This window comes from Streptomyces sp. NPDC086777, assembly GCF_040702065.1.
GTDB lineage: Bacteria > Actinomycetota > Actinomycetes > Streptomycetales > Streptomycetaceae > Streptomyces.
Map to the genome: position 1 here is coordinate 137,698 of NZ_JBFBJI010000017.1, position 26,489 is coordinate 164,186.

General features: G+C 72.2%; 19 protein-coding genes. 9 read left to right on the top strand and 10 right to left on the bottom strand.

The genetic code is table 11. From position 1 onward, the window contains the following. Positions 1–44: 44 nt before the first annotated feature. Together AB0472_RS24335 and AB0472_RS24340 are read left to right on the top strand one after the other, a co-directional pair. Positions 45–1,232 carry an ROK family transcriptional regulator gene (locus AB0472_RS24335; protein WP_366358883.1) on the top strand — a complete coding sequence of 396 codons (1,188 nt, stop codon included), beginning with the start codon at positions 45–47 and terminating at the stop codon, positions 1,230–1,232. A gap of 112 nt (positions 1,233–1,344) precedes the next feature. Further along, a complete protein-coding gene (locus AB0472_RS24340) occupies positions 1,345–4,092 on the top strand; it encodes an exo-beta-D-glucosaminidase (protein WP_366358885.1) in 2,748 nt (915 codons plus the stop codon). On the opposite strand, the gene AB0472_RS24345 is transcribed toward AB0472_RS24340, so the two are convergent. Beyond that, positions 4,079–5,512: a hydrolase gene (locus tag AB0472_RS24345; RefSeq protein WP_366358887.1), complete on the bottom strand. Its 1,434-nt coding sequence runs from the start codon at positions 5,510–5,512 to the stop codon at positions 4,079–4,081. The genes AB0472_RS24340 and AB0472_RS24345 overlap by 14 nt on opposite strands. A gap of 217 nt (positions 5,513–5,729) precedes the next feature. On the opposite strand from AB0472_RS24345, the gene AB0472_RS24350 reads away from it, so the two are divergent. Continuing rightward, positions 5,730–5,993, top strand: a complete 264-nt coding sequence (locus AB0472_RS24350; protein ID WP_351502889.1) for a GlsB/YeaQ/YmgE family stress response membrane protein — start codon at positions 5,730–5,732, stop codon at positions 5,991–5,993. Positions 5,994–6,098: 105 nt separating this feature from the next. Here AB0472_RS24350 and AB0472_RS24355 read toward each other — a convergent pair whose 3' ends face one another. From AB0472_RS24355 to AB0472_RS24365, 3 genes are all read right to left on the bottom strand, one after another. Then, on the bottom strand, positions 6,099–6,875 hold the full coding sequence (locus AB0472_RS24355; RefSeq protein WP_366358889.1) for a GNAT family N-acetyltransferase: 777 nt from the start codon (positions 6,873–6,875) through the stop codon (positions 6,099–6,101). Positions 6,876–6,948: 73 nt separating this feature from the next. Continuing rightward, positions 6,949–7,809, bottom strand: a complete 861-nt coding sequence (locus AB0472_RS24360; RefSeq protein WP_366358891.1) for a GNAT family N-acetyltransferase — start codon at positions 7,807–7,809, stop codon at positions 6,949–6,951. A gap of 215 nt (positions 7,810–8,024) precedes the next feature. After that, the gene (locus tag AB0472_RS24365) at positions 8,025–8,702 is read right to left on the bottom strand and encodes a chaplin (protein ID WP_366358893.1); all 678 of its coding nucleotides are present in this window, start codon (positions 8,700–8,702) and stop codon (positions 8,025–8,027) included. 307 nt (positions 8,703–9,009) lie between these two features. Here AB0472_RS24365 and AB0472_RS24370 point away from each other — a divergent pair, with 307 nt between their 5' ends. Next, complete coding sequence (locus AB0472_RS24370; protein ID WP_366358895.1) at positions 9,010–10,629, top strand: alpha/beta hydrolase; 1,620 nt, start codon at positions 9,010–9,012, stop codon at positions 10,627–10,629. Between the two features lie 60 nt (positions 10,630–10,689). On the opposite strand, the gene asnB is transcribed toward AB0472_RS24370, so the two are convergent. Then, positions 10,690–12,528, bottom strand: a complete 1,839-nt coding sequence (gene asnB, locus AB0472_RS24375) for an asparagine synthase (glutamine-hydrolyzing) (RefSeq protein WP_366358897.1) — start codon at positions 12,526–12,528, stop codon at positions 10,690–10,692. Between the two features lie 322 nt (positions 12,529–12,850). Next, positions 12,851–13,630 carry an alpha/beta fold hydrolase gene (locus AB0472_RS24380; RefSeq protein ID WP_366358899.1) on the bottom strand — a complete coding sequence of 260 codons (780 nt, stop codon included), beginning with the start codon at positions 13,628–13,630 and terminating at the stop codon, positions 12,851–12,853. Positions 13,631–13,799: 169 nt separating this feature from the next. Between AB0472_RS24380 and AB0472_RS24385 the strand changes: the two genes are divergently transcribed. Both AB0472_RS24385 and AB0472_RS24390 read left to right on the top strand, forming a co-directional pair. Next, entirely contained in the window at positions 13,800–14,894 is a 1,095-nt protein-coding gene (locus AB0472_RS24385) for a chemotaxis protein (RefSeq protein WP_366358901.1), read from the top strand. A gap of 66 nt (positions 14,895–14,960) precedes the next feature. Next, the gene (locus AB0472_RS24390) at positions 14,961–15,986 is read left to right on the top strand and encodes a Gfo/Idh/MocA family oxidoreductase (RefSeq protein ID WP_366358903.1); all 1,026 of its coding nucleotides are present in this window, start codon (positions 14,961–14,963) and stop codon (positions 15,984–15,986) included. Here the strand turns inward: AB0472_RS24390 and AB0472_RS24395 are convergent. Together AB0472_RS24395 and AB0472_RS24400 are read right to left on the bottom strand one after the other, a co-directional pair. Beyond that, complete coding sequence (locus tag AB0472_RS24395; protein WP_366358905.1) at positions 15,976–18,009, bottom strand: phosphocholine-specific phospholipase C; 2,034 nt, start codon at positions 18,007–18,009, stop codon at positions 15,976–15,978. The two genes, AB0472_RS24390 and AB0472_RS24395, sit on opposite strands and share 11 nt — an antisense overlap. A gap of 140 nt (positions 18,010–18,149) precedes the next feature. Beyond that, positions 18,150–18,563 carry an SsgA family sporulation/cell division regulator gene (locus tag AB0472_RS24400; RefSeq protein WP_366358907.1) on the bottom strand — a complete coding sequence of 138 codons (414 nt, stop codon included), beginning with the start codon at positions 18,561–18,563 and terminating at the stop codon, positions 18,150–18,152. Between the two features lie 349 nt (positions 18,564–18,912). Here AB0472_RS24400 and AB0472_RS24405 point away from each other — a divergent pair, with 349 nt between their 5' ends. Further along, positions 18,913–20,334, top strand: coding sequence for a SpoIIE family protein phosphatase (locus tag AB0472_RS24405; RefSeq protein ID WP_366358909.1), 1,422 nt, complete (start codon positions 18,913–18,915; stop codon positions 20,332–20,334). 78 nt (positions 20,335–20,412) lie between these two features. On the opposite strand, the gene AB0472_RS24410 is transcribed toward AB0472_RS24405, so the two are convergent. After that, positions 20,413–21,909, bottom strand: coding sequence for a hypothetical protein (locus AB0472_RS24410; protein WP_366358911.1), 1,497 nt, complete (start codon positions 21,907–21,909; stop codon positions 20,413–20,415). A gap of 266 nt (positions 21,910–22,175) precedes the next feature. On the opposite strand from AB0472_RS24410, the gene AB0472_RS24415 reads away from it, so the two are divergent. Continuing rightward, positions 22,176–23,315, top strand: coding sequence for an aminoglycoside phosphotransferase family protein (locus AB0472_RS24415; protein WP_366358913.1), 1,140 nt, complete (start codon positions 22,176–22,178; stop codon positions 23,313–23,315). A gap of 277 nt (positions 23,316–23,592) precedes the next feature. Further along, the gene (locus tag AB0472_RS24420) at positions 23,593–25,617 is read left to right on the top strand and encodes a peptidoglycan recognition family protein (RefSeq protein ID WP_366358915.1); all 2,025 of its coding nucleotides are present in this window, start codon (positions 23,593–23,595) and stop codon (positions 25,615–25,617) included. 6 nt (positions 25,618–25,623) lie between these two features. Here AB0472_RS24420 and AB0472_RS24425 read toward each other — a convergent pair whose 3' ends face one another. After that, positions 25,624–26,121, bottom strand: a complete 498-nt coding sequence (locus AB0472_RS24425) for a hypothetical protein (protein ID WP_365340795.1) — start codon at positions 26,119–26,121, stop codon at positions 25,624–25,626. Between the last annotated feature and the right edge of the window lie 368 nt (positions 26,122–26,489).

A 26,489-nucleotide genomic window follows, 5' to 3' on the forward strand; every position in this document is an offset into this window, starting at 1 on the left:
CTAGATGCGTCAAGTATGCGTCGGGAATCGGTGAGAATGGTGCGATGGCCGCCAGCGACGTCGTAGAGGAGCAGGAGCAGCCCTGGAGCCGGCAGCGCCTGCGCAGCGCCAACGAGCGGCTGCTGCTTGACCGGCTGCGCCTGCTCGGTTCCGCCTCCCGCGCCCAACTGGCCCGGGAGACGGGCCTGTCGAAGCCCACGGTGTCCAGCGCGCTCGCCGCGCTGGAGTCGGCGGGCCTGGTCCACGAGGTCGGCACCCACGTGCCGGAGCGCGGCCGCACGGCCGTCCTGTACGCGCCGGACCCGGCGGCCGGGTTCGCGCTCGGCATCGACGTGGGCCGGAGCTGGCTGCGGGCGGCGGTCGCCGACCTCGACGGCACCCTGGTCGCCCGCTCGGACGTGCGCAACCGGGCCCGGGGCTCGGGCGCGATGGCCGACCTGCTGGTCGCCACCGCCCGGCAGGTGGTCGCCAACTCCGGGGTGGATCCGGCCGCCGTGGTGCACGGGGTGGTGGGTACGCCGGGTGTGTACGACGAGCGGCAGCGCCGGGTGCGGTACGCGATGCATCTGCCGGGCTGGGGGCGCGCGGGCCTCTTCGACCGGATGCGCGAGGAACTGGGGATCCCGTTGGAGGTGCACAACGACGCCAATCTGGCCGCCCTCGGCGAGTACACGTACGGCGTCGGGGCCGGCAGCCGGCTGTTCGCGTACATCATGATCGGCACCGGCCTCGGGATGGGCGTGGTCAGCGAGGGGCGCCTGTTCACCGGGGCGCACGGGCTCGCCGGGGAGATCGGCTTCCTGCCCTGGCCGGGACGGCAGCGGGGGCCGGAGCGGCTGGAGGACGCCGTGTCCGGGGTGGCCGTGGTCGAGACCGCGCGACGGCTGGGGATGACCGGGCAGCTCACCGCGAAGTCCGTGTTCGACGCGGCCCGCCTCGGCGATCCGGCCGCCGCCGAGGCGGTACGTCTCGAGGCCGAGCGGATCGCTCACACGGTGGCCGCGGCCGCGGCCGTGCTCGACCCCGACCTGGTGGTGCTCGGCGGCGGCGTCGGACACAGCGTCGACCTGCTGCTGCGTCCGGTGCGCGAGCACCTGCGCGCCCTCACGCCGCTGCGCCCGAAGCTCGTACCGAGCCGGCTCGGCGAGGACGCGGTGCTGCTCGGTGCGGTGGCCACGGCCCTGGGCACCGCCCGTGACCTGGTGTTCGACCGCAGGTCGGACGCCTCCTGAGCACCGCGCCGCCAACTCGCCCGGGCGCCACGGTGATTGACACGGTCTCCGCGGCACCCTAGCTTGAGCCGGGTTAGTAAAGTTTCCTAACTTTACGAGCCTGGAGACCATCGTGTTCCCTCGCCGCGCCCCCGGACACCGCCTCGCCACGGCCGCCGTGGCCCTGGGACTGCTCTGCTCACTGAACACCAGCGCCTGGGCCGGGGCCCGCGACCCGGCCCACGGCTCCGCCCGGATCACCCGTGTGCCGTCCGCCGCCGGATCGGCGACCCCGCTGTCGGGCTTCGCGATCCGGTCGACGGCCGACGTGGGCGACTCCGCGGCGGCGGTCTCCTCCCCCGGCTATCCGGTGAAGGGCTGGTATCCGGCGGGCCCCCGCTCCACGGTCCTCGCCGCGCTGCTCGCCGACGGGGCCTACGACGACCCGTTCGTCTCCACCAACCTCCAGAAGATCCCCAAGTCGCCCTTCCAGGTCCCCTGGTGGTACCGCAGCGACTTCACGGTGACCGACCCCTCGCACCGCACCTACCTGGACTTCAGCGGGGTGATCTCGGCTGCCGACGTGTATGTGAACGGCCGTCAGGTCGCCACCACCGCCGACGTCACCGGCGCCTACACCCGCCACGAACTGGACGTCACCTCGCTCGTGAAGGCCGGCACGAACACGGTCGCCTTCCGCATCCAGCCCAACAACCCCAACAAGAACCTCACCATGGGCTGGCTCGACTGGCTCCAGCCCCCGCCCGACCAGAACATGGGCATCGTCCGTGACGTCCTGGTCCGGCGCGGCGGCCCGGTCGCGCTGCGCGACGCGCACGTGGTGACGGAGCTCGCGGTGCCGTCCCTCACGACGGCCGACCTGACGGTGAAGGCGCAGGCACGCAACGACTCGGACACGCCGGTCACCGCCGAGGTCTCCGGCACCGTCGCCGGGGTGGCCCTCGCCAGGTCGGTCGAGCTCGCGGCCCACCAGACCCGGACCGTCACCTTCACCCCCGCCGACACCCCGGGGCTGCACCTGACCGCCCCGAAGGTGTGGTGGCCCGCGGGGATGGGCGGCCAGCCGCTGTACGACCTCGACCTCACCGCGTCCGCCGGCGGCACGGCTTCGGACACCGCCCACGAGACCTTCGGGATCAGGGACGTCCGGGCCCCGCTGAACTCCGACGGCGCCCGCCAGTACTCGATCAACGGCCGCCGGCTGCTGATCAAGGGCGGCGGCTGGTCACCGGACGAGTTCCTGCGCTGGGACCGCACCTACGTCGAGGACCGCCTCAGGTACGCCGTGGACCTGGGCCTCAACGCCATCCGTCTGGAAGGCCACATCGAGCCCGACGAGTTCTTCGACCTCGCCGACCGCCTCGGCGTGCTCACCCTGCCCGGCTGGGAGTGCTGCGACAAGTGGGAGGGGCAGACCAACCCCGGCGAGAGCGGCGAGAAGTGGAGCGCCGCCGACTACTCGGTCGCCCGGGCGTCCATGGCCGCCGAGGCCGCCCGGCTGCGTGACCACCCGAGCGTGGTCTCCTTCCTGATCGGCAGCGACGCCGCCCCCGACGCGACGATCGAGAAGGGCTATCTGGACGCCCTGGCCGCCGCCGACTGGGCCGTCCCGGTGGTGCCCGCCGCCTCTGACAAGTCGGCTCCCCAGCTGGGCAGTTCGGGCATGAAGATGACCGGCCCCTACGACTGGGTCCCGCCGGGCTACTGGTACGCCAAGCGCGAGGGCGGCGCCACCGGCTTCAACTCGGAGACCAGCGCAGGACCGGACATCCCCACGCTCGACACCCTGCGCCGGATGATGACCCCGGCCGAACTCGACACCCTCTGGAAGAACCCGGACGCCAAGCAGTACCACCGCTCGCCGTCCGCGACCTTCGGCACCCTGAAGGTCTACGACGCCGCCCTCACCGGCCGCTACGGCGCCCCGAAGAGCCTCGCCGACTACGTCGAGAAGGCCCAGCTCGCCCAGTACGAGAACGTCCGCGCCCAGTACGAGGCGTACGAACGCAACCAGACCGACGCCTCGAAGCCCTCCACCGGCGTCGTCTACTGGATGTTCAACAGCGGCTGGACGTCCCTGCACTGGCAGCTGATGGACCGTTACCTCGACCAGGGCGGCGCCTACTTCGGCGCGAAGAAGGCCAACGAGCCGCTGCACGTCCAGTATGCGTACGACGACCGCTCGGTGACCGTGGTGAACAACCGGCACACACCGGTCTCCGGGCTCACCGCGCGGGCCACCCTCTTCAACCCCGACGGCACCCAGAAGTACGACAAGGCCGTCACCGGCGTCTCGGTCCAGGGCGACGGCGCGCACAGCACCACGCTCACCCTGCCGGCGTCGGTGTCCGGGCTGGCGTCCACGTACCTGGCACGGCTGGTGCTCACCGACGCGGACGGCAAGGAGGTGAGCCGCAACGTCTATTGGCTCTCCACCAAGGCCGACACCCTCGACTGGGCGAAGACCGACTGGTGGCACACGCCGACGACGGGCTACGCCGACCTGACCGGGCTCTCCTCGATGGCCCAGGTCCCGGTCACGGCGACGGCCTCGACCACGGACGCCGACGGCACGTCGACCACCACGGTCACCGTCCGCAACGCGGGTCGCGGGAAGACCCCGTCCCTGCTGACGGACGTCCATCTGGTCGACGCGAACGGCAAGCCGGTGCTGCCGGTCCGGTGGTCGGACAACGAGGTCAGCCTGTGGCCGGGCGAGTCGGCGACCCTGACGGCCACCTACCGGACCGCCGACCTGCACGGGTCGTCGCCCCGGGTGCGGGTCGCCGGCTGGAACGCGGTGGAGCGGACGGTTCCGGCGGGAGCGCCGGAACCGTCCGTCCCGCTCAGCTCACGTTGAGCGCGGTGTCGTCGACGACGAAGGACGTCTGGAGGGTCGAGCCCTCGACACCGGAGAACTTGACGGTGGCCGTGGTGCCGGCCAGGGAGGAGACGTCGAAGCTCTTGAGGACGTATCCGGAGGCCGCGTCGAGGTTGGAGTACGTGGCCAGGGTGGTGGATCCGGCGGTCACCGTCAGCTTGTCGTAGGCGGTGCTGGTGGTGGTCTCCGCGGTGTCCACGTGCAGGTAGAAGCTGAGCGTCGCGGAGCAGCCGGACGGAATGGTCACCGACTGGGACAGCGTGTCGGTGTGGGCCGACCCGTAGCCGTCGAGCCAGGCCTTGTAGGAGCCGGTGCGGGCCGCCTCGCTGCTGGAGTTGGTGATGACGCCGCTGCTGGCGGTCCAGGTGGTGTTGCCGGACTCGAAGCCGGGGTTGCCGAGGAGCTGGGCGGAGGTGCAGGTGCCCCCGCCGCCCCCGCCGCCGCCTCCGCTGCTGCCGCTGGACGCGCCGGTGAGCCAGGCGGTGGCGTTGAGGGCGAGGGCGGCGTTGGTGGCGCCGCTGTCGTTCCAGCCGTCGTACAGCGTGTTGCCGGACTGGCCGGTGCCGTCGTCGATGGGCGAGCTGTCGCCCCAGAACGCGACCCGGCCGCTGCCGAAGGTGCTGGTGGCGAAGAAGGCGCCGGTGTTGCCCGAGTAGCCGCTGCGGTACACCAGGCCCTTGACCGCGGAGTTGTCCGCGGGCTTGAGGGTGGCGGTCGTCCCGTCGGCGATCAGGCTCTTGGTGACCGTGCCGAAGGAGCCGTTCAGCACGGCGTTGCCGCTGTCGCTGATGGCGGCCGGGTAGCCGGAGCTGATGTCGAGCGAGTCGATGGAGAACCCGAACGGGTCGGTCGAGTCGACGCTGTTGTTCGTCATCAGGTCGTTGAGGATCTCGACGGCGTCCTCACCGTCGTTGTTGCGGTCGGCCCCGGTGTGGTCCGAGATCATGAACAGCCCGCCGCCGTTCTTCACGAAGTTCATGATCGCCGTCTTCTCGGCGGTCGTGAACAGCGTGTTGGGCTCGGGCAGCACCAGCGCGTCGAACTTCGACAGGTCGGTCGTCGACGAACCGCCGTAGGTGAGCGCGCTGGTCGCCGTCTTCATGCTGTAGCTGCCGGTCTTCTGGAGGGCCACGCCCCACGAGGAGAGCGCGCCGGTCCAGTCGGTCTCCGAGGACGGGGAGGAGTCCTGGGCGAGCGGGTCGGGCTTGCTGGTGGAGATGATCCAGTCCGCGTTGCCGGCCTCCTCCGCGTGGCCGTCGTCGAACAGGACGCGGTAGGTGGTGGCCGCGTGGGCGGGGGCGGCCGCGGTGCCGACCTGGAGGGCGGCTCCCGTGACGAGCAGTCCGAACCCGGCCAGGGCGGTGGTGAGTCTGTGGCGGGATCTGCTGGATCCAAGCATCCGGCGAACCTCCGTGAGGGGGTGGGGTAATGGCGGTGGGGGCGCCAACTCTGCGCGCGTAGAACGTGCTTGAGATTTCTACACGCGTCAACTCATTGAAAGGTACATGGCATGTCGAGCCGGTGAACAGAAAACCGCTGTAACAACCGGACGGGACTGCCGCCGGATTCAGCGGGCAGATTGGACAGCAGCGGGGTACAGACACAGAGGGGCGGACATGGAGATCTCGGGCATCATCAGCGCCATCATCATCGGACTCGTCATCGGTGTGCTGGGGCGCCTGGTCGTCCCCGGTCGCCAGCACATCGGCATCCTGTGGACCATCGTCGTCGGCATCGTGGCGGCGCTGCTGGGTTCGGCGCTCGCGGCGGGCTTCGGCGTGGCCGACACCAAGGGCCCGGACTGGATCGAGTGGTTCATCCAGATCGCCCTGGCGGCCCTGGGCATCGCGGCGCTGGACCGCAGCAGGGCACGCCGGTGATCTGACCGCACCTCGGGCGCGGCGGGGCGGCACCGGCAGTGGTGCGGTCCCGCCGCACGGGTGTGCCCGGCACCCGGTCGGGCGGCGGCCGACGCCCGGTGCCGCCTACAGCGGGGAGAGGTACGGCGTGGTCGTGGTCAGGGCGTGGAAGCCCAGCCGTTCGAGGATCGGCCGGCTCGTGGGCAGCGCGTCCACCTGGAGGTAGCGGCAGCCGTGGGCGGCGGCGACCCGGGCCCGGTGGGCGACGAGGGCACGGTACACACCGCGTCCACGCCACTGCGCCACGGTGCCGCCGCCCCACAGACCGGCGAACCTCGCCCCGGGCACCAGCTCGACCCGGGCGGCGCTGACCGGCTCGTCCCCGGCGAGCGCGACCAGCGCGACCATGGTGTCCGGCTGCTCGGCGAGCCGCGTCAGCAGCTGGTGGCGCAGCCGTGAACCGTCGGCGCCGAAGGCCTTCTCGTGCACGTCCACCACGAGTTCGATGCCCGCCCGGTCGGTTGCGGGCACCACGCGTACGCCGTCCGGCAGTTCGGTGTCGAGGCTCAGCCGGGCGACCTCGCCGACCATCAGCGTCTCCTGCGGTTCCGGCCGGAACCCGGCCGCGGCCAGCCGGTCACCGAGATCCGACGGCAGGTCGTGGCCGTAGACCTTCCACTCGAACTCCCGCCCGCGGGCCGCGAAGAAGTCGATCTGCGCCGCGATCGCGCGGTCCGCGGTTTCGGCGTCCAGGTCCGACCAGAGGACGCCGCTCCAGTCGTCGGCGTCCGCCACCTGGCGCACCACCGCGCCCACGCGTTCGATCCGGGCGCCGGGCCCGTCGGGCCGGGCGCCCTCGCGCATGTCACGGTCGTACAGGGCGAGCACGGCTTGATGATCCATCCGAGCACTCCACCATCCGGGCGCGACGGCGGCAACACCTTTTCCGCGGGCCGTCGGGTGCCGGGGCCGCAGGTCAGCCCAGTTCGAGCGTCGTGACCCCGAAGACCCGCTCGCGGGCGTGCTCGCGGACCGGGCCGGTGTACATGCGGGCGGTCTCGAACGAGGGCGTGAACCCGGCCTCCTCGGCGAGGGCGACCCCCGCCGTGCTGGTCCCGGGTACGTCGACGGCGACCTGCCTGCCCGCAGCCTCGGCGGTGAGGGCCGTGAACAGGGCGCGGGCGTCCTCGGCGGTGTCGGCGAAGAGGGGGCCGATGCGCAGGGTGTCACGGCCGGGGCGGATCACGCCGTAACCGGTGAGGCGGTCGCCGTCGTGGCGCACGAGCGCCCGGTGCCCGGGGGTGGTCAGCCACGCGGCCACGAAGCGCGGCCGGTCGGCCGGGCAGCAGGCGCTGTCGTACGCCGTGACGGCGGCCAGGTCGGCGGCGCGGGCGGGCCGGACACCGGCCGGGGTCGCGGCGGCACGGGCCTCGCCCACGAACCGGGCGGTGCGGTAGGCGAGTTCGAAGCCGGACTGGCGGTAGTTGTCCTGCTGGGCCACCACGCCGTCGAGGCCCACGGTGCGGTTGCCGGCGTGGGCGAGTGCGGTCTTCCAGGTGGTGAGGCCGTGGCCGCGGCCGCGCAGGTCGGGGCGGACCAGGTACCAGCCCAGGAACGCGTAGTCGGCGCCGTGGTTGACGACGGAGATGGCCGACACCGGTTCGCCGTCGACCCGGCCGACGAAGAACCCGTCGGGGTCCTGGGCGAAGAAGGCGGCGGTGTCCGACAGCCCGGGGTTCCAGCCCTCGTCCGCCGCCCAGCCGACGATCACGGGCCAGTCGTCGGGCGTGGCCCGGGTGACGACGAGGTCCTGCGGGGCCGGGGCCGGAGAGGTCATCGATGCGCTCCCTTGTGTGACGGGTTCCGATCGTGCGGCGACCCGCGCCGCGCGCCGGCAGCATCCTTCCCGATCACCGGGCGCCGCGCCACGACGGGATCGAGCCGTCGCTGTGCTGCGTGCGGTTCCGGACACGGCGCAGGCCCCACCGGTCGGGTCCGGTGGGGCGTGTCGGTGCGCGGTGCGTCAGGCCGCCCCGGTATCACGCCGGCCGGTCAGCGCGTCCGGCCGGGGCGGAAGCGCCGGTGCAGGGCGGTCCCGGCGAGCAGCAGCGCCGCGCTGCCCGCCGCGGCGGCACCGGTGAGGTCCGTCCCGGTGTGGGCGAGAGCGGCCGGGGCCGGCGGCGCGGCGGGCGCCTTGGGCTCCGTGGGGGTCTTCGGCGGGGCCGGCGGCTTGACGGTGGGCGGCTTTGGGGTGGCGGTCTTCGGCGGGCTCGGATGGTCGCCGGAGGTGTTCACCGAGGTGTTGCCGGTGGCCGGGTTCAGGGCGCCGACCACGTTCACGCTGTTGCCGCTGATGTTCACCGGGAGGTCGACCGGCAACTGGATGCCGTTGCCGGAGATCACCCCGGGCGAGCCCTCCTCTGCGCCCTGCGCGGTCGCGCCGCCGGACGTGGCCGAGCTGCCGGACGCGCCGCCGGTGGCGGCGGCGCCGCCCTCGTTCGCGCAGGTGTTGCCGGCCGCCGGGTTCAGGAGCCCCACCACGTTCACGGTGTTCCCGCACACGTTCACCGGGAGGTCCACCGGCAACTGGATGCCGTTGCCGGAGATCACTCCGGGCGAACCGGCCGCGGTGGCGTCCGCGCCCGCGTCGGCCCAGGCCGGAACCGCCACCGCCATCGCCCCGGAGGCGGCAGCGACGGCGATCACACCGTTTCGGGTAACCCGTTTCATAGGTTCCCTGCCTTCCAGACATGAATGCGGGCGCTCGCCCGCAACGGTTAAAACGCAGATGAACCATGCGAGTTATGGCTTATTCATATTTCACCCCATCGGGTGACACTCGACTCGAACCGGCAGTAAAAGTATGCAAGGGCATCGAAGGGAACGGCCCCGCGGAGAGCCGGAGCCGGGCAGCAGGCGCGCGGCGGAGAGCAGGGCGCCCCGGCCCGCTCGCCGGGAGGCAGGCCCCGCGGAGCCCGCCTATGGTGAGCGAAAGCCCTGTACCCGGTCCGCCACGGAGCGTCCCTGGAGGCCCTCGATGCCTGCCGTGCCCCGTACCCGGCCCGCCCTGCGGCGCTGCGCCGGCGCCGGTGCCGTAGCGCTGGCGCTGCTCGGCGGCGGCCTGCCCGCGACGACGGCGGCCGAGGCCGGCGGGGAGCAGCCCGACCTGACCCTGTTCTACCGGCAGAAGGTCCGGTGGGCCGCGTGCAAGGACGCGGAGCTGCCGAAGGACATGCAGTGTGCCCGGGTCACCGTCCCCCTCGACTACGCGCGGCCGGCCGCGGGCACCCTCGATCTGGCGCTGTCCCGCTACCGGGCGACCGGGCGGTCGCGGGGCTCGGTGCTGCTGAACTTCGGTGGCCCGGGCGGCTCGGGCGTCAGCCAGCTCGGGCAGGACGGCAAGAAGTTCATGAGCCTGACCAACGGCTACGACGTGGTCGGGTTCGACCCGCGCGGGGTCGGCCGCTCCTCCCCCGTCAGCTGCGGCGACGGCACCGACGACCCCTCGAACGGCGACAGCGCCGACGCGCCCCCCGACGCCGCGCGTCCGCAGGCCCTGATGAAGGCGCTGAAGCAGCTCACGCTCCAGTGCGCCAAAAACTCCGGGCCGGTGCTGTCCCACATAGGAACCGTGAACGCCTCCCGGGACCTGGACGTCATCCGCCAGGCGCTCGGCGACAAGAAACTGAACTACCTGGGTTTCTCGTACGGCACCAGGCTCGGCGCGGTGTACGCGGCCCAGTTTCCCCACAACGTGGGCCGGATGGCGCTGGACGGCGTGGACACGCTGACCGAGTCGCTGGCCGAGCAGGGGGTGGCCGGGGCCCGCGGGCAGCAGACGGCGCTGGACGACTTCCTGGACTGGTGCGTGACCGGCCGCGGGTGCCCGTTCGGGCAGGACCGGCGCAAGGCCGGGGAGGCGGTCCTGAAGCTGGTGCGCTCCCTCGACGCGGACCCGGTGCCCTCCGACTTCGGCGGCCCGTTCACCGGCCAGGACCTGGTGGACGCCATCGGGCAGGGGCTCTACGGCAAGGACATGTGGCCGTTGCTGGAGCGGGCGCTGGCCTCCCTGACCGAGGACGGGGACACCCGGGGGGTGCAGAACCTCGCGTCCGGCGGCTACGCGCTGCCGCACGGGCGCGGGCACGGGCGCAGTGGCGGGCTCGTGGCCGGTGCGGAGATCCCCGGGGACAACCTGTCGGCCGCGCTGATGGCGATCAACTGCGCCGACGACCCGGACCGGCCGAGCGCCTCGCGGCTCACCCGGGACCTCGCCCGGCTGGACCAGGAGTACCAGCAGGCGTCCCCGGTGTTCGGCAGGTTCCGGCTGACGCAGGTGCTGCTGTGCTACGGCCGGCCGCGCGGCACGGACTTCATCCGGGACAAGGTGAGGGACGTGCCCTCCGCGCCGATGCTGCTGGTGGGCACCCGCGGCGACCCGGCGACGCCGTACAGCTGGACGGTCGAGACCGCGAAGCGGCTCGGCCCGTCGGCCGTGGTGCTGGACAACCGGGGTGACGGGCACACCGGGTACACGTCGTCCAGGTGCGTGCACGGCAAGATCGACGACTTCCTGCTGTACGGCACGCTGCCGCCCGACGGCAGCTCCTGTCCGGCGGACGGTGACGGCGGCTCCGTCACCGGCTCGCCGGGGTGAGGCCGCCGGGCTCAGGGCTCAGGGCTCAGGGCTCAGGGCTCAGGGCTCAGGGCTCAGGGCTCAGGAGAGGGTGAGTTCCGGGTCGTAGAGGTCGATCCACCGGGCGAGGTCGAGGGTGCGTTCCAGGCCGCGCCGGTCGGCCTGGGTGCTCAGCTCGGTGCGGTGGGCCGCCCGGACGGCCTTCTCCCGGTCGACGAGGTCGAAGACCCGGTGGTCGGGCCGGGCCAGCAGCTCCTTGACCTGCTCCTGGAGGGCGCGGCCGTACTCGGGGTCCTGGGTGGACGGGTAGGGGCTCTTGACCCGGTCGTACACGGACTGCGGGAGGACGTCCCGGGTGGCCTCACGGAGCAGGGTCTTCTCGCGGCCGTCGAAGGACTTGAGGGCCCAGGGCGCGTTGTAGACGTACTCGACGAGCCGGTGGTCGCAGAACGGCACCCGGACCTCCAGGCCGACGGCCATGCTCATCCGGTCCTTGCGGTCGAGCAGCGCCCGGACGAAGCGGGTGAGGTGCAGGTAGCTCATGCGCCGCATCCGGTACTCGAAGTCGCTCTCGCCGTCCAGGCGCCGGATGCCGGTGACGGCGGAGTGGTAGGCGTCGGCGACGTAGTGCTCCAGGTCGAGGGTCTTGGCGAGGTCCGTGCGCAGGACGCCGGCGTCGTCGCCGAAGTGCCGGGCGAACTGGAAGAGCCAGGGGAAGGTGTCGGCGGTCCGCGCCCCCTCGTCGAAGAACTGCAGGTAGCCGCCGAACACCTCGTCGGCGGACTCGCCGGACAGCGCGACGGTGGACTGGTCGCGGACGGCCCGGAACAGCAGCAGGAGCGAGGTGTCCATGTCGCCGAACCCGGCCGGCAGGTCGCGGGCCCGGATCACCCGCTCGCGGACCGCGGGGTCGGCGAGGCTGGCCACGTCGAGGACGATGTCCTGGTGGTCGGTGCGGGCCAGGCGGGCCACGTCGTGCACGAAGGGCGTGTCGGGGGTGGTGCGCAGTTCGTCGGCGACGAAGTTGTCGGTCCGGCCGACGAAGTCGACGGCGAAGCTGCGGACCTTCTCGCCGTGCACGGCGAGCTGCCGGGCCGCGAGCGCGGTCATGGCGGAGGAGTCGAGGCCGCCGGAGAGCAGGGTGCAGCGGGGTACGTCGGCGACCAGCTGGCGGCGCACGATGTCGTCGAGGAGTTCACGGACGGTGGCGACGGTGGTGTCGCGGTCGTCGGGGTGCGGCCGGGTCTCCAGCCGCCAGTAGGCCCTGGTGCGCAGGCCGTTGCGGTCGACGGTGACGACGGTGCCGGGTTCGACCTCGCGCATGCCCTCCCACACGGCCTGCCCGGGTGTCTTCACCATCGTGAACAGCTCTCGCAGGCCGTCCAGGCCGACCCGGGGCCGGACCAGCGGGTTGGCCAGGATCGCCTTGGGCTCGGAGCCGAACAGGACGCCGTCCGGGGTCGGGTACATGTAGAAGGGCTTGATGCCCATGCGGTCGCGGATCATCACGAGCTTGTCGTGGCGCCCGTCCCAGACGGCGAAGGCGTACATGCCGTTGAGCCGCTCGGCGATGGCGTCACCCCACTCCGCATAGCCGCGGAGCACGACCTCGGTGTCCGAGTCGGTGGTGAACCCGTGGCCGCGGGCGATCAGTTCACGGCGCAGCTCGGTGAAGTTGTAGGCCTCGCCCGAGTAGACCATCGCGACGGTGCCGCCCGGGGTGCGGACGCTCATCGGCTGGCGGCCGCCGGGCAGGTCGATGATCGCGAGCCGGCGGTGACCCAGGGCGGCGTGGCCCTCGCTCCAGGTGCCCCGGTCGTCGGGGCCGCGGCAGGCCATGGTCTCCGTCATTGCATCCAATGCGCGCCTCTCGGTGGTGAGGTCACGGTCGAAGGAGACCCAGCCGGTGATGCCACACATGCGTTACCTCCTGCTGCCGGTCAGCCGGGCCATGCGCGCCACCTGCGGTTCTGCGGCGCAGGCAATTGCCCGAGCGAACCACTTGTATTCAGCACCTATATGACGAGCGTGCGCCGGGGACCCTGGCCGGTCAACCTGGACGTAACACGAGCGGAGTACCCCACCCCCACTTTCGGACGCATTTTGCCCGCGCGAGGTCCGCAAAGCCCCCTCACAGCGGGCTCCGTCGCCGCGAACAGGCCAAGCGCAAAAAGTTCCCCAAACAGGTCGGCGCCGCGGCTTTCGCCGGGCGCCGGTCACCTGGTGCGGTCGGAGGGGCGCGCTACGCGGCCGGGGTCAGGAACCGGTCCAGCACCGCCGTCAGCTCGGCCGGCCGCTCCACCGGCAGCTCGTGGCCCGCGTCGATGATCCGGACCTCCGCGTCCGGGTAGGCCTTCGCCATCCGCAGCATCTGTCCCACCGGCAGCTGGATGTCGTGGTAGCCGTGCACCATCAGGGTCGGCGCGGTGATCTCGCCGGCCCGGTCGAGGACGTCGAAGGACCGCATGGCGCCGTACAGCGTCATGACGACCTCGCGCGGGGTGCCGGCGGAGGCCCGGACGTACTCCCGGATCTGCTCGCGCGGGTAGCCGGGGGCGAAGGCGCGCTGGATGTTGGCGGCGACGAACAGCCTGAACGGCACGAGGGTCGAGGCCGCCATCAGCAGCCCGCGGCCGCGGCTGTACGTCATCCGGCCGATGGAGTTGACCAGGACCATCCGCTCGACCCGCTCGGGGTGGGCCAGGGCGAGGGTCTGGGAGATCATGCCGCCCATGGAGTGGCCGACGGGGACGAAACGGTCCACCTCCAGGTGGTCGAGGAGCGCGACCACGTCCCGGGCCAGTTCGGCGACCGTCTTCACACCGGCCCCGGTGCTCTCGCCGTGGCCGCGCAGGTCGAGCCGGATCACCCGGCGGTCTCCGGCGAAGTGCGCGACCTGGTGGTCCCAGCGGTGCCGGTTCGCGGTCCAGCCGTGGATGAACACCAGTGGCGCGGCGCCGCCGTCGCGGGGGCCCTCGTCGTCGTACGTCAGTGCCGCTCCGTCGACTTCGAGCTGCGGCATGCGGGCCTCCTGGGGGCGTGATCCGGTTACTGCCGGGTACGGTAACCGGCCGTCCGGCCTGCCGTCACCGGCCGCCGGGCCTCAACACGGTTACGGCGCACCGCGGATCCGGAGGGGCCGGAGGATTACCCCAAATGCCGCAACGGCGAATCGGTCCTATGGTGCTGATATGGAGCACGCACTCAGTCCTTCGACCCTTGCCGAGCTGCGCCGCCCGCGCCCCTATCCGGCCGTCTCGGTGCTGACCCCGACCCACCGCCGCGAGCCCGACAACGCCCAGGACCCCGTCCGGTTGCGCAATGTCGTGGCCGAGGCGAAGAAGCAGCTGGAGGCGGATCCCGCGGTCACCCGGGACCGGCGCTCGGACGTGGTCGACCAGCTCGAACAGGCGCTCGCCGAGGTGGACCTGACGTACACCGAGGACGGCCTGGTGATCTTCGCCGCGCCGGGTGAGCACCAGGTGTGGTCGCTGGCCCGCAGCGTGCCCGAGCGCGTGGTGCTCTCGGACACCTTCCTGACCCGCAACCTGGTCTCGGCGCACGCCGCCGAGCGCCCGTTCTGGGTGCTGTCGATCTCGGCGGACCGCATCACGCTGTGGAACGGCGGCATCGACCGGGTCACCGAGAGCCGGTCCGGCGGTTTCCCGATGACCCGCCCGCAGAAGAACTTCGACGCCGAGCGCCAGGAGCAGATCGGCGACACCCCCAGCACCTTCCGCGACGAGGACACCAAGCACTTCCTGCGGGACGCGAACACCGCGATGGCCGCGCTGCTGCGCGACGAGCCGCGGCCGCTGTACGTCACCGGCGAGCAGGCCGCCCTCTCCCTGTGGGAGGAACTGGGCAACGTCGCCCGGCACAGCGTCCCCGTCCGGCACGGCGGTCTCACCCACGCCGGCCCGGAGGCCGTGTGGCAGGCGATCACCCCGCTTCTCCAGGCGGAGTCCCGCCGGAGCACCGCGTCGGTGACCCGGGAGCTCGATTCCGCGCGTGGTCACAAGACGTTCGCGGCCGGCGTCGACGAGGTCTGGCAGAGCGCCCGCGAGGGCCGTGTCCGGCTGCTCGCCGTCGAGGAGAACTACCGCGCCACGGTCCGCGACGACGGCGACCACCTGATACCGGCCGCGAGCGGCGACCTCGACGCCCGCGACGACATCGTGGACGAGATCGTCGAGCAGTGCCTGGAGACCGGGGCCGACGTCCGCTTCGTCCCGGACGGCACGCTGGGGGACGAGAACGGCATCGCCGGCGTGCTGCGCTACTGACGGGCCCCTCACCCGGCCGACGTAGGCTCTGGAGCGTGATCGTCGGCCGAGAGGGAGTGTGTGGGCGTGGCTGAGTTGCTGGGCGTCGCGGTGCTGGGTGCCGGACACATGGGGGCCGACCACATACGACGCCTGGACCAGGTGGTCAGCGGCGCGCGGGTGGTCGCGGTGGCCGATCCCGACCTCGGCCGCGCCGAGGAGGCGGTGGCCGGTCTGGACGGCGTCACCGTGCACGCGGATCCGTCGGCCGCGCTGGCCGCACCCGGTGTCGACGCCGTGCTGATCGCCTCTCCGGGCCCGGCGCACGAGGAACCGCTGCTCGCCTGCTTCGAGCGCGGGCTCCCGGTGCTGTGCGAGAAGCCCATGGTGCCGGACTCCACCGGCGCACTGCGGGTGGCGGAGGCCGAGGCGCGGCTCGGACGCAGGCTGGCGCAGATCGGGTTCATGCGCCGCTACGACGCCGAGTACGGGCGTCTGAAGTCGCTGCTGGACACCGGCGGCCTGGGCCGGCCGCTGATGCTGCACTGCACCCACCGCAACGTGTCCTCGCCCCCCGGCTTCACCAGTGCCATGCTGATCAACAGCTCGGTGTCGCACGAGATCGACGCCGCCCGCTGGCTGCTCGGCCAGGAGCTGACCGCGGTGACCGTGCTGCGCCCGCGGCCCTCCGCGGGCGCGCCCGAGGGGCTGCTCGACCCGCAGCTGGTGATCTTCGAGACCGACGGGGGCGCCCTCGTCGACGTCGAGGTCTTCGTGAACTGCGGATTCGGCTACCAGGTGCGCTGCGAGGCGGTGTGCGAGCAGGGCAGCGCCCGGATCGGCGAGGACCACACCATGCTGGTCACCGCGGCCGGCGGCGCCCGCGAGGAGGTGGCCCAGGACTACCTGGTGCGGTTCGCCGACGCCTACGACCGCGAGGTGCGGGCCTGGGTGGACGCCACCCGGCAGGGCCGGGTCACCGGACCGAGCGCCTGGGACGGCTACGCCTCCTCCGTGGTCGCCGAGGCTGGGGTCCGGGCACTGGAGAGCGGCGGCCGTACGACCGTGGAACTCGCCCCGCGCCCGGACCTGTACGCGGACCTCAGCCGCTGACGGAGGCGGTGCCCGTCTCCAGATGGCCGGTGAACCGGCGCGACCAGGTCGCGTCGGAGTCCACCGTGACGGTGAAGTCGTACCAGCCGCCCTGGTACGCCACGGCGTTGAAGTAGTCCTCGGTGGCGGATCCGGCGGCGACCGTGTAGGTCCAGGGGCCGTCGGTGCGGTAGTTGTTCGAGGTGATGGTGAACTTCACGGACGTGGAACCGGTGTTGGCCATCCTGAACCAGACGGCGAGCTTGCCGGTGCCGGGCTCCACGGCGTAACGGGTGCTGACCTCGGCCGACTTGCCGGCCTTGGTGGCGTCGCCCTGGAAGCGGCGCAGGAAGCGGTTGGGGCCGGCCATGGTGAGGTCGTACTTGCCGGCGCCGTTTCCGGTGCCGATGTCGAAGTGGTCGGAGGCGGTGGCGCCGGCGTCCACCGTGTACTGCCAGGGGGTGGTGTCCCGGTAGGCGTTCGGGTGGATGGAGAAGTGGGCCGGCCGGGTCGCCGGGGTGCCCTGGTTGGCCATGGTGAACCAGGCGCGGATCGTGCCGCCGGTCCCGAACTCCAGGTGGTCCAGGTAGCCGTTCGGCTGGTAGGGCAGCGCGCGGGCCGGCCGGGTGCCGGTCTCCTGGGAGGGCAGGGCGTTGGTGGTGGGCACCGGGTTGGGCAGCGGGCCGCAGGTGGAGTAGCCGATGACGCCGGTCGCCGGCAGCGAGACGGCGCCGTACACCGGGTTGGCGAAGTCGAAGACGCCGGTCAGGTCGCCGCTCACGGCGCGCCGCCAGGTGCTGATGTTGGGGCACTTCGCGGGTTTGCCGAGGGCGCTCGTCCAGGTCTCCAGGAAACGCAGCACCGAGGTGTGCTCGAAGACCTCGGAGGAGACCCAGCCGCCGCGGGTCCAGGGCGAGATGACGATCATCGGGACCCGGAAGCCGAAGCCGTACGGCACGCCGTTCAGGAACTCGCCGGCCGTGCCGGCGGGCGGGGCCGGGGGCGGGACGTGGTCGAAGTAGCCGTCGTTCTCGTCGTAGTTGAGGAACAGGACGGTGGAGTCGAAGACGTCCGCGTCCGCGGCGAGGGCCTGGTAGACGAGGTTGACGAAGTGGGCGCCGTCGCCGGGCGGCGCGTAGGGGTGCTCGGAGAAGGCCTGGTTGGCGACCACCCAGGAGACCTGCGGGAGGGTGCCGGCGACGACGTCGGCCTTGATCGCGGCGGCGATGTCGTCGGGGGTGGAGCCGGTCACCGCGGGGACGGAGGACATGCCCCGGTCGTGGAGCGGGTTGCCCGCCGCGGCGTTCGCGAAGTTCTTGAAGTAGGCGCAGCCGTTGTCGCCGTAGTTGTCCTGGGCGTTCTGGTAGACCTTCCAGGTCACTCCGGCGCTCTGCAGGGCCTCGGCGTAGTTCTGCCAGGTCAGGCCCGACTCGTCGCCGCCGTCGTAGCTGGCGGGGTCGACCTTGCCGCTCCACAGGTAGGTCCGGTTGGGGCCGGTGGCGCTGAGGGTGGAGCAGAAGTAGGCGTCGCAGATCGTGTAGTTGTCGGCGAGCGCGTAGTGGAAGGGGATGTCGGCGCGGTCCAGGTAGCCGAGGGACCGTACGTTGCCGACGCCCGCGACCCAGTTGTCGAGACGGCCCTTGTTCCAGGCGGAGTGCTGGGAGGACCAGGAGTGCGGGAGGTCGCCGTTGCACTGGGCGAGGGTCTCGCCGTCCTTGCCGCCCGCGTCCGGGGTGGCGCTGAGCTTCCACGGGTACTGGCGGCCCGTGCCGTTCGGCTGGTTGAAGACCGGGTAGCCGCCGCTCAGGGTGATGCCGCTGCGGTCCGCGAAGCCGCGGACGCCCTTGAGGCGCCCGAAGTAGTGGTCGAAGCTGCGGTTCTCCTGCATGAGGATCACCACGTGCCTGACGTCCGAGATCGTGCCGGCCGCCGTGCTCCGGGCCACGGCCGCTGCCGCGGTCCGTGGGCCGGCGGTGCCCACCGTCATGCCCGCCGCAACGGAAGCGCCCAGTCCCACGAAGCCTCTTCGGCTGATCGGTGTCATTCGCCCCGTCCTCGTCACCGGTGCGCCCGTGCGGCACACCGCGCGCCAGGATGCACGGGGCGGTCGGCAGGCTCCGGACCGGATCGGCGAGGCGGGAGTGAACAGAAGTCAAAGTACGGGTCGGTAGCGCCCCGTGCGCCTCACACGCCCCCGAAGAGCGTACTCAGGCCGCGCTCCACGACGGCCTCGACGTCCTCCCGCCCCGGGGCCACCACCTCGTGGGTGCGCTGCAGGAACCGGAACAGCGCCTGGGTGTCGAACTGGAGCAGGGCGAGGCCGTGCGGCGAGTGGAACTCCACGGCCGTACGGCCCGGGCCGCAGGGCCAGATGTGGACGTCCCCGCCCCCGGCCGGGGCGCTGAGTCCCTGGTCGAGGAGCGAGCGGGCGAAGGTCCAGGTGACCTCCTCGCCGCCGAGGGTGACCTCGGCCGGGAAGTCGACGAAGACGGCCAGCGGGTCACCGGAGGTGTACCGGAGCGTGGCGGGCACCGGGACCTCCTCGTCCTCGGCGGTGATCAGCCGGGCGCGGGCGGCTTGCTCGAAAGAGATGTCCATGCCTGTAGGACTCCGGGAGTGCCCCTTGCATGACGCGAAATCCGGACAGAGTTGCCGCGGTTGGCCGAGACCGCGACACTGGGAACACAGAGGCGTCGAACAACCGACCGAGCGCGACACGAAGAGCTCGCGAAGTCCGCCGAATCACGTAGCCCCACTACGACTTGGGCCACCATTCGCGTACACCTTTCATGGGTCTCGACCAGCCCATAAAGACTCTGGCATATGCCAGAAGCACCACCGTATCGTGTGTTGCCAAATCCCTTACAGGGCGTCGCAGGCTGTGCAACAGTCGTAACCGGTCCCCACCGCCCGCCCTGGCCGTTCAGTCCCCGCATCGGAGTGCGTCATGCCGTCCCATGTCTCCGCGGACCGCCCCGCAGCGCAGCCGCCCGGGCGCGGCTCCGTCGAGGCGTTGATATCGCAGACGCGGCGGCTCAGGGGTGACGTGGACGCGGTCCGGCGGGACACCAGGAGCTCCGGGTCGGAGCCCGAGGAACGCTGGCAGCGCGCCCTGTACGACCTGGCACTCCATCAGCTCAGCGACCTGGACGAGCACTTGGCCCAGCTGCGGGACGGACCGGCGCCCCCGCCGGCCGGCGCGCAGGCGGCGCCCGCCGGCGGCTCCGCGCCCGCCCCGGGCTCGCTGCTCAGCAGGGTCGGCAGCGCGGAGTGGAACCTCCTGACGGACGAGGCGAGTTGGTCGGGCGAGCTCTACCAGATCCTCGGCCGCGACCCGGCAGCATCGGCGCTCACCCTCGACGAACTGCCCGCCCTGGTCCTGGACGAGGACCGGCCCCGGCTGACCACGATGGTCACCGACTGCCTGGTCGACGCCAAGCCGATCGACGGCGAGTTCCGCGTCCTGCGGCCCGACGGGACCGAGCGGACCGTCCACATGATGGGCGAACCGGTGCTCGACGCCGACGGCGGCACCGCCTCGATGTGGGCCGTGCTGCGCGACGTCAGCGAACTGCGGCTCAGCCAGCGGACGGTGCGCGAGACCCGCGACACGATGCAGCGGTACCGCCGGCGCGCCGAGACCGAGCAGCGGCTCGCCGTCGAGCTCCAGGAGGCCGTGCTGCCGCCCGGACGCGGTGCCCTGCGGTTGCCGGGCCGGGGACCGGGCACGCTCGACGTCGCCGCCCGCCACCTGCCCACGGGAGCCGGAACCCTGCTGGGCGGCGACTGGTACGACGCGCTGGAGCTGCCCGACGGCGACACCCTGCTGAGCGTCGGCGACCTCACCGGCCACGGCGTCGCCGTCGCCTCGGGCATGACGATGCTGCTGGGCGCCGTACGCGGGATGGCGCTGGCCGGTACCGGGCCCGGCCGCCTCATGTCCCTGCTGAACCAGCTGCTCGACGCCACCGTGCAACCCGCGCTGGGCAGTGCGGTCTGCTGCCGCTACCGGCCCGCCACCCGCACCCTGACCTGGGCGCAGGCAGGACACCCCGCCCCGCTGCTGTTCCGCGGCGGGACGGGGTGCGCGCTCAGCGCGCCGGACGGCGTGCTGCTCGGTGTCACCTCGGGAGCCGGTTACGGGCAGGCCGAAGTGACCCTGGAACCGGGCGACCTGCTCCTGTTGCACACCGACGGCGTGGTGCCCGGGCACAGCGGAGCGGACTCCCTGGACGCGCTCCTCGGCCTGGCCCCCCGGTTCGGGGCGGCGCGCACCGCCCACGACTGTGTCAGGGCCGTGGTCGAGGAGTTCGGCGAGAGCGGGCGCACGGACGAGGCCTGCGTGCTCGTCGCCAAGGTGAGTGAATAGGCGGGCAGAACGCGGAGCAAGGGGCAGCGGGTGCCGCCCTGACGCGATCAGCCGGCTCGAGTCGAGCGCACCGGCCCGCTACGCCTGTGCGCTGTGGTGACTCCCCTTGCTCCGGGCCTTGGGCAGGGCCAGCTTGATCTCCTCCCGCAGTTCCTGGATCCTCGGATAGCTCGAGTACTCGGCGGTGAGCCGGTACATCTGGCGCAGCCGGTCCCAGGTGCGGTGGGAGGAGTTCGACCCCATCGACACCAGGGCCAGCCGGGCGTAGCGGTCCGCCTGCTCGGGGTCGTCCGCGATGAAGCAGGCGGAGGCCATGGACAGGAAGTCGAAGATCTTCGACCGCTGCCTGCCGTCGACCCGCAGGGCCAGTGCCCTCTCCGCGTAGTGCTGGGCGTGCGCGGCCGCGGCCGGGTCGTGCTCGGCCAGCGTGCGGTACGCGAGGGCCTGCATGCCGTACAGATCCTCTTCCTTGAACATCTGCATCCAGCTCGGCGGCGGCACGTCGCCCCGGTCGGAGACGAAGAGGTCCTCCGCCTGGCCGAGGGTGCGGCGCATCGCCTGGCCCTTGCCCATCGACGCCTGTGCCCAGGCCTCGATGGTGTAGAGCATCGCCCGGGTGCGCGGCAGCACCTCGTCGCCCGAACCGGACTTGGCGAGCTTCATCAGGTCGAGTGCGTCGTCGGGCCGGCCGAGGTGCACCATCTGGCGAGCCGCTCGGGAGAGCGCCTCCCCGGCACGCGGCCGGTCGCCGCCCTCACGGGCCGCGTGGGCGGCGATGACGAAGTACTTCTGGGCCGTGGGCTCCAGGCCGACGTCGTGCGACATCCAGCCCGCGAGGACGGCGAGGTTGGCGGCGACGCCCCACAGGCGCCGCTGGAGGTGCTCGGGGTGGCGGTAGGCGAGCATGCCGCCCACCTCGTTGAGCTGTCCCACCACGGCCTTGCGCTGGAGGCCGCCGCCGCGGGCCGCGTCCCAGGCGCGGAACACCTCGACGGAGCGCTCCAGTTCCTCCATCTCCTCGGACCCGATGGGGGCGGCCTCGTAGCGGTCGAACCCGGCGGGGTCGGCGTGCAGAGGATCGTCGAGGACGGGCGCGTCGGCCTTGAGTGTGGGGTCGGTGTGCAGCCATTCGTACATGGCACTGCTGAGTACGGATCCCGCGGTGAGCGCGGCACCCGCGCCCACCAAGCCGCGTCGGTTGAGCATGAGGTCCATTCCCGTGAATTCGGTGAGGACCGCGGCGGTTCGTTCGGGCGCCCACGGCATGCCGTCGGGATGTTCCACGTTCCCGCCGTCCGGCCGTTTTCCCGTACGCCCGTGCCGTACCAGACCGAGGTCCTCGATGGTCACGACACGGCCGAGACGCTCGGTGAACAGAGCCGCCAGCACCCGCGGCACCGGATCGCGCGGGATCTCTCCCGTGTCGATCCACCGCCGCACCCGGGAGGTGTCGGTCGCCAGCTGGGGGTGGCCCATGGCCGCCGCCTGCCGGTTGACCAGCCTCGCGAGTTCGCCCTTGGACCAGCCGGCCAGGCCGAACAGGTCCGAGAGGCGGGTGTTGGGTTCTCCGGTCACGTCAAGCCCCCAGGTTCTCGGCTGAGTTGACAGTAGCCCGGTGCCGGTTGCCGGGCGACTATTCGCCACGGTTCGCCAGGGTGCGCCAGATGGTGTGCCACTGGGCAACGGGTGTCAGGTAGGAACGCGCCACCCCGACCCGGTCGCCACACCACGGGCACACTCCCCAGGGTGTGCCCGGGCGGCCGGGACGGGCTGGACGCGAGAACCCCTCACAGGACTTCTCAGGCAGGCACCGCAGGCACACGAAGGGATCTGTATCTCCCATGTACGCAGCATCGTCCTCCGTGTCCGCTCCGCCCCGGTCGCTGCGTCCCCGCCCGGCGGGCGGCGGACCCTACCTCGACCCCGCGCGTCCGGGGGCCGCCGTACCGGTCGTGGGCCGGCAACGGCGCCCCGCTGGACTCGGCACCCAGCCCCTCAGCGGCAGACTCGACCTGTCCGGCCCCCAGGGTGCGCAGCTGCGCACCGCGATCGCGTCGGTGCACCGGATCTGCCCGGAGTTCGCTCCGGTACAGGTGCTCCGCCGCACCGGGCGGTCGGTGATCCTCGTCGGGACGACGGGCCGCAGCACGGCCGTGGCGAAGTGTCTGCTGGACCAATCCCCCGCCTGGGCGGAGCGGACCCGCCACGAAATAGCCGCATACCGCTCGTTCGTCCGGCACCGGCCGCCGATCCGGGTGCCGAGGCTGATCGCGGCGGACCCGGACAACTGCACGCTGGTGATCGAGCGGATGCCCGGCCGGGTGGCGGCGGTCCAGCGCCACCCGGCGGAGGCCCCGCCCCGGGCGGACATCCGGGCCGCGCTGGGCGCGATCTGCCGGCTGAACGCGTGGCGGCCCCCGGCGGGCACCTTCGACGCCCCGGTGGACTACCCGGCCCGGATCGCCCGGTACCACGAGCTGGGCCTGCTCACCGACCGGGACATGGGTGACCTGCAGAAGCTGCTGCACGGCATCGCGGTCGCGGCGGGCCGCCAGGGGATGGGCCAGTTCTGCCACGGCGACGCCCTGCTCTCGAACATCCTGCTGTCCCCGGCCGGTCCGGTGCTGGTGGACTGGGAGCACGCGGGTTGGTACCTGCCGGGGTACGACCTGGCCACGCTCTGGTCGGTCCTCGGCGACGCCCCGGTGGCGCGCCGGCAGATCAGCCAGATCGCCCAGTCGGGCGGCCCGGCGTCCCGGGACGCCTTCCTGGTGAACCTGATGCTGGTGCTCACCCGGGAGATCCGGACCTACGAGACCGCCGTGCAGCGTTCGATGCACGACGCGACCCCGGCGGCACCGGGTACGGCCCACCCGGGCGCCGCGCCGACCGGCGAGGAACAGCGGCTGCTGCTCCGGCGGCTGCACGACGACTGCCAGCTGGCCCGCCGGGCTGTGCGCGCGGCGGTCGGCACTCGCTGACGGGGACGAGGATCCGCGGCGCGCTCAGGGCAACTGCGCGCCGCGGATCCTCGTATGTCCCGGGGGGGGCCGCGCGGGCGTCACGCCCGACCACTGGTGTACGCCACTGACGCCCCGCAGGCCTGCGGGCCGCCACCGCGAAACTCCCACGATCATCGCATGACATGGGAATTCGAGCCTCTCTGGGCATGATTGACGGATCGTCGGCAAGCCGGTACCACTGAGCCACGCTCAGCCCCGCACGCCCCGTCGCGCCCCATCGCCCCAGGAGGCTGCATTGCGAGGATCCGTCACCGAGCCCGCGCCCCCGTGCACTGGCAGACGTACGCGCAGGACGGCCGGAGCCGTCGCCGCCGCGGCCCTGCTGCTGCCGCTGCTGGGCGCGGCGCCCCCACCGGACGCCAACGAGCCGTCCGCCGCACTGCTGCAGCAGGCGTTCGCGTCCGCCGCCGCCGAGTACCACGTTCCGCAGAGCGTGCTGCTCGCCGTCTCCTACCTCCAGTCCCGCTGGGACACCCACGGCGGCGCGCCCAGTGTGACCGGCGGCTACGGCCCGATGCACCTCACCGACGCGCGCACCGCGCTGGTGACGGCCACCGAGCACTTCGCCGACGGCACCGAGGACGCCCGCGGCGACAGTGCCCGTCCCGTCCTCCACCCCAGCGTGCAGGTACCGCGGAACGCCGCGCTCCCGGCGCGCCTGAAGACCCTGCCGAAGGCCGCCGGGCTGACCGGGATCCCGGCGGAGCGGCTGCGCACCGACGCGGCGGCGAACGTGGCCGGCGGTGCCGCGCTGCTCGCGGCCGCCCAGCGGGACCTGCACCAGCCGCTCAGTGCCGATCCTGCGGACTGGTACGGCGCGATCGCCCGCTTCTCCGGCGCCGACGACACGGCGACCGCGGGAGCGTACGCCAACGACGTGTTCGACGTCCTCCACACGGGCGAGGAGCGCACCACCGACGCGGGACAGCTCGTCGCCCTCGCCGCCCAGCCGGAGCTGCGGGCCGACACCGCGCAGCTGGAGCTGACCGGGCTGCGCACGAAGGCCGCCGACGACGGGACGGAGTGCCCGACAACGGTGTCGTGCGAGTGGATCCCCGCGCCCTACGCGCAGTTCGGGGACAACGACTACGGCAACCACGACCTCGCCGACCGGCCGGCCTCGCAGAGCATCAAGTACATCGTCATCCACGACACCGAGGGCTCCTGGGACACCACCATCAACCTGGTCCAGGACCCGACCTATGTGTCCTGGAACTACACCATCCGCTCCACCGACGGCCTGATCGCCCAGCACGTCAAGGCGAAGGACGTGGCCTGGCACGCGGGCAACTGGTACATCAACGCGAAGTCCGTCGGCATCGAGCACGAGGGCTTCCTCGCCTCGCCGGACGCCTGGTACACGGAGGCGATGTACCGCTCCTCGGCCCGGCTGGTGAAGTACCTCGCCGAGCAGTACGGCATCCCGCTGGACCGGCAGCACATCCTCGGCCACGACACCGTGCCGGGCCCGACCACGTCCTCGATCCCCGGGATGCACACCGATCCCGGCCCCTACTGGGACTGGCGGCACTACTTCGAGCTGCTGGACCACCCCTTCAAGCACAGGGCGGGCAAGAAGCACCGGGTGGTGACGGGCGGTGTGGTCACGATCCTGCCGGACTACGCCACGAACCAGCCGGCGTACACCGGCTGCGTCACCAAGGGCCAGCCGTGCGCCGCGCACGGCTCCAGCGAGGTCCGGTTGTACTCGGACCACGACGAGAACTCGGCCCTGATCAAGGACATCGGCATGGGCACGACGCCGACGACCGACGTGAACGACCTCTCGTCACGGGCCTCCACCGGCCAGCAGTACGCGGTGGCGGACACCTGGGGGGACTGGACGGCGATCTGGTACCTCGGGCAGAAGGCGTGGTTCGAGAACCCGGCGAGCGCGCCGGCGGCGGTCGGGTCGACCGGGGTCGTGATCACGCCGAAGGCGGGCCGGGCCGACATCCCGGTGTACGGCCGGGCCTATCCGGAGGCGTCCGCGTACCCCTCCGGGGTACCGGCCCAGTCGATCTCACCGCTGCCGTACACGATCCCGGCGGGCCAGAAGTACGTGGCCGGTGACGAGGTGCCCGGCGAGTACTACTACGCCGTCACCTTCAGCACGGACTCGCACAAGGTCGTGGTCGGCAAGGACCTGTACTACGAGATCCAGTACGGCCACCGGATCGAGTTCGTCCGCGCGGCCGACGTCGACGTGGTACCGGCCGCGAGGAGCGGGCGGCACCACGGCCACGGCCACGGGAGGTAGCGGGCCTCAGCCCTGCTGGAAAAGCTCCGCCGGGAGCGGCTTCAGCAGGGCGTACAGGTCGTCGGTGATCGGGCGGTCCCAGGCCGCGATGGTCACCAGGACGCCGTCGCTGCGGTCGAACTGCACGCAGGAGATCCGGCTCTCGGAGAGCTTGAGACGGCGCACGATCAGCAGGTTGTCGCCCTGCAGCACCGGCATGTCCTCGGTGCCGACGACGGTGACGTCCTCGTCGTTCTCCAGCGCGAGAAGGAGCTGGCCGACCTCGAAGGGGATCTCGCCCTCCTCCACGTCGCGGGCCGGAGAGCCCTCGGGGAGGTTGCCGATGATCATCGCGGGGCCGCGGCCGCCGAAGAGGTCGTAGCGCAGGAAGACGCCCTGGCAGGTGCCGTCGGGCGCGGGCAGCAGCCCGGCACCGAGGTTGCCGGGCCAGTCACCCGGGTCCATGGCCAGAACGTCGAATTCGGGGCCGGCGGGCGTGGCGCTGCGGCGACGGAGGAACGACATGCGGTCCATGGTACGGGGCCCGGGTTGTGGGGCGGGGATCAGTTCCAAGCGCGGGTCGCCCGACGCCGGCACGGGTCCGGCACGCCGACGCCACCGCCACCGCCACCGCTGACCGGCCGCCATCCTTACGACGCCGAAACTCCTGACCGCCGGGCACCCGCACTCCGCCGGCACCTCCGCCGGTCCAGCAGCCACTGTCCGCCCGCACTCCCGCTCCGCCGACACTCCCGAACGCCAGGGACCCGTGCCGCGCCGAAACCTCTCACCGCGCCCGGCACCCGCACTCCGCCGGCACCTCCGCCGGTCCAGCAGCCACTGTCCGCCCGCACTCCCGCTCCGCCGACACTCCCGAACGCCAGGGACCCGTG

Bases quoted from the DNA above. Each gene is read 5' to 3' on its own strand.
- AB0472_RS24335 (WP_366358883.1), top strand. From the start codon at position 45: ATGGCCGCCAGCGACGTCGTAGAGGAGCAGGAGCAGCCCTGGAGCCGG.
- AB0472_RS24345 (WP_366358887.1), bottom strand. From the start codon at position 5,512: ATGCTTGGATCCAGCAGATCCCGCCACAGACTCACCACCGCCCTGGCC.
- AB0472_RS24350 (WP_351502889.1), top strand. From the start codon at position 5,730: ATGGAGATCTCGGGCATCATCAGCGCCATCATCATCGGACTCGTCATC.
- AB0472_RS24355 (WP_366358889.1), bottom strand. From the start codon at position 6,875: ATGGATCATCAAGCCGTGCTCGCCCTGTACGACCGTGACATGCGCGAG.
- AB0472_RS24360 (WP_366358891.1), bottom strand. From the start codon at position 7,809: ATGACCTCTCCGGCCCCGGCCCCGCAGGACCTCGTCGTCACCCGGGCC.
- AB0472_RS24365 (WP_366358893.1), bottom strand. From the start codon at position 8,702: ATGAAACGGGTTACCCGAAACGGTGTGATCGCCGTCGCTGCCGCCTCC.
- AB0472_RS24370 (WP_366358895.1), top strand. From the start codon at position 9,010: ATGCCTGCCGTGCCCCGTACCCGGCCCGCCCTGCGGCGCTGCGCCGGC.
- asnB (WP_366358897.1), bottom strand. From the start codon at position 12,528: ATGTGTGGCATCACCGGCTGGGTCTCCTTCGACCGTGACCTCACCACC.
- AB0472_RS24380 (WP_366358899.1), bottom strand. From the start codon at position 13,630: ATGCCGCAGCTCGAAGTCGACGGAGCGGCACTGACGTACGACGACGAG.
- AB0472_RS24385 (WP_366358901.1), top strand. From the start codon at position 13,800: ATGGAGCACGCACTCAGTCCTTCGACCCTTGCCGAGCTGCGCCGCCCG.
- AB0472_RS24395 (WP_366358905.1), bottom strand. From the start codon at position 18,009: ATGACACCGATCAGCCGAAGAGGCTTCGTGGGACTGGGCGCTTCCGTT.
- AB0472_RS24400 (WP_366358907.1), bottom strand. From the start codon at position 18,563: ATGGACATCTCTTTCGAGCAAGCCGCCCGCGCCCGGCTGATCACCGCC.
- AB0472_RS24405 (WP_366358909.1), top strand. From the start codon at position 18,913: ATGCCGTCCCATGTCTCCGCGGACCGCCCCGCAGCGCAGCCGCCCGGG.
- AB0472_RS24415 (WP_366358913.1), top strand. From the start codon at position 22,176: ATGTACGCAGCATCGTCCTCCGTGTCCGCTCCGCCCCGGTCGCTGCGT.
- AB0472_RS24425 (WP_365340795.1), bottom strand. From the start codon at position 26,121: ATGTCGTTCCTCCGTCGCCGCAGCGCCACGCCCGCCGGCCCCGAATTC.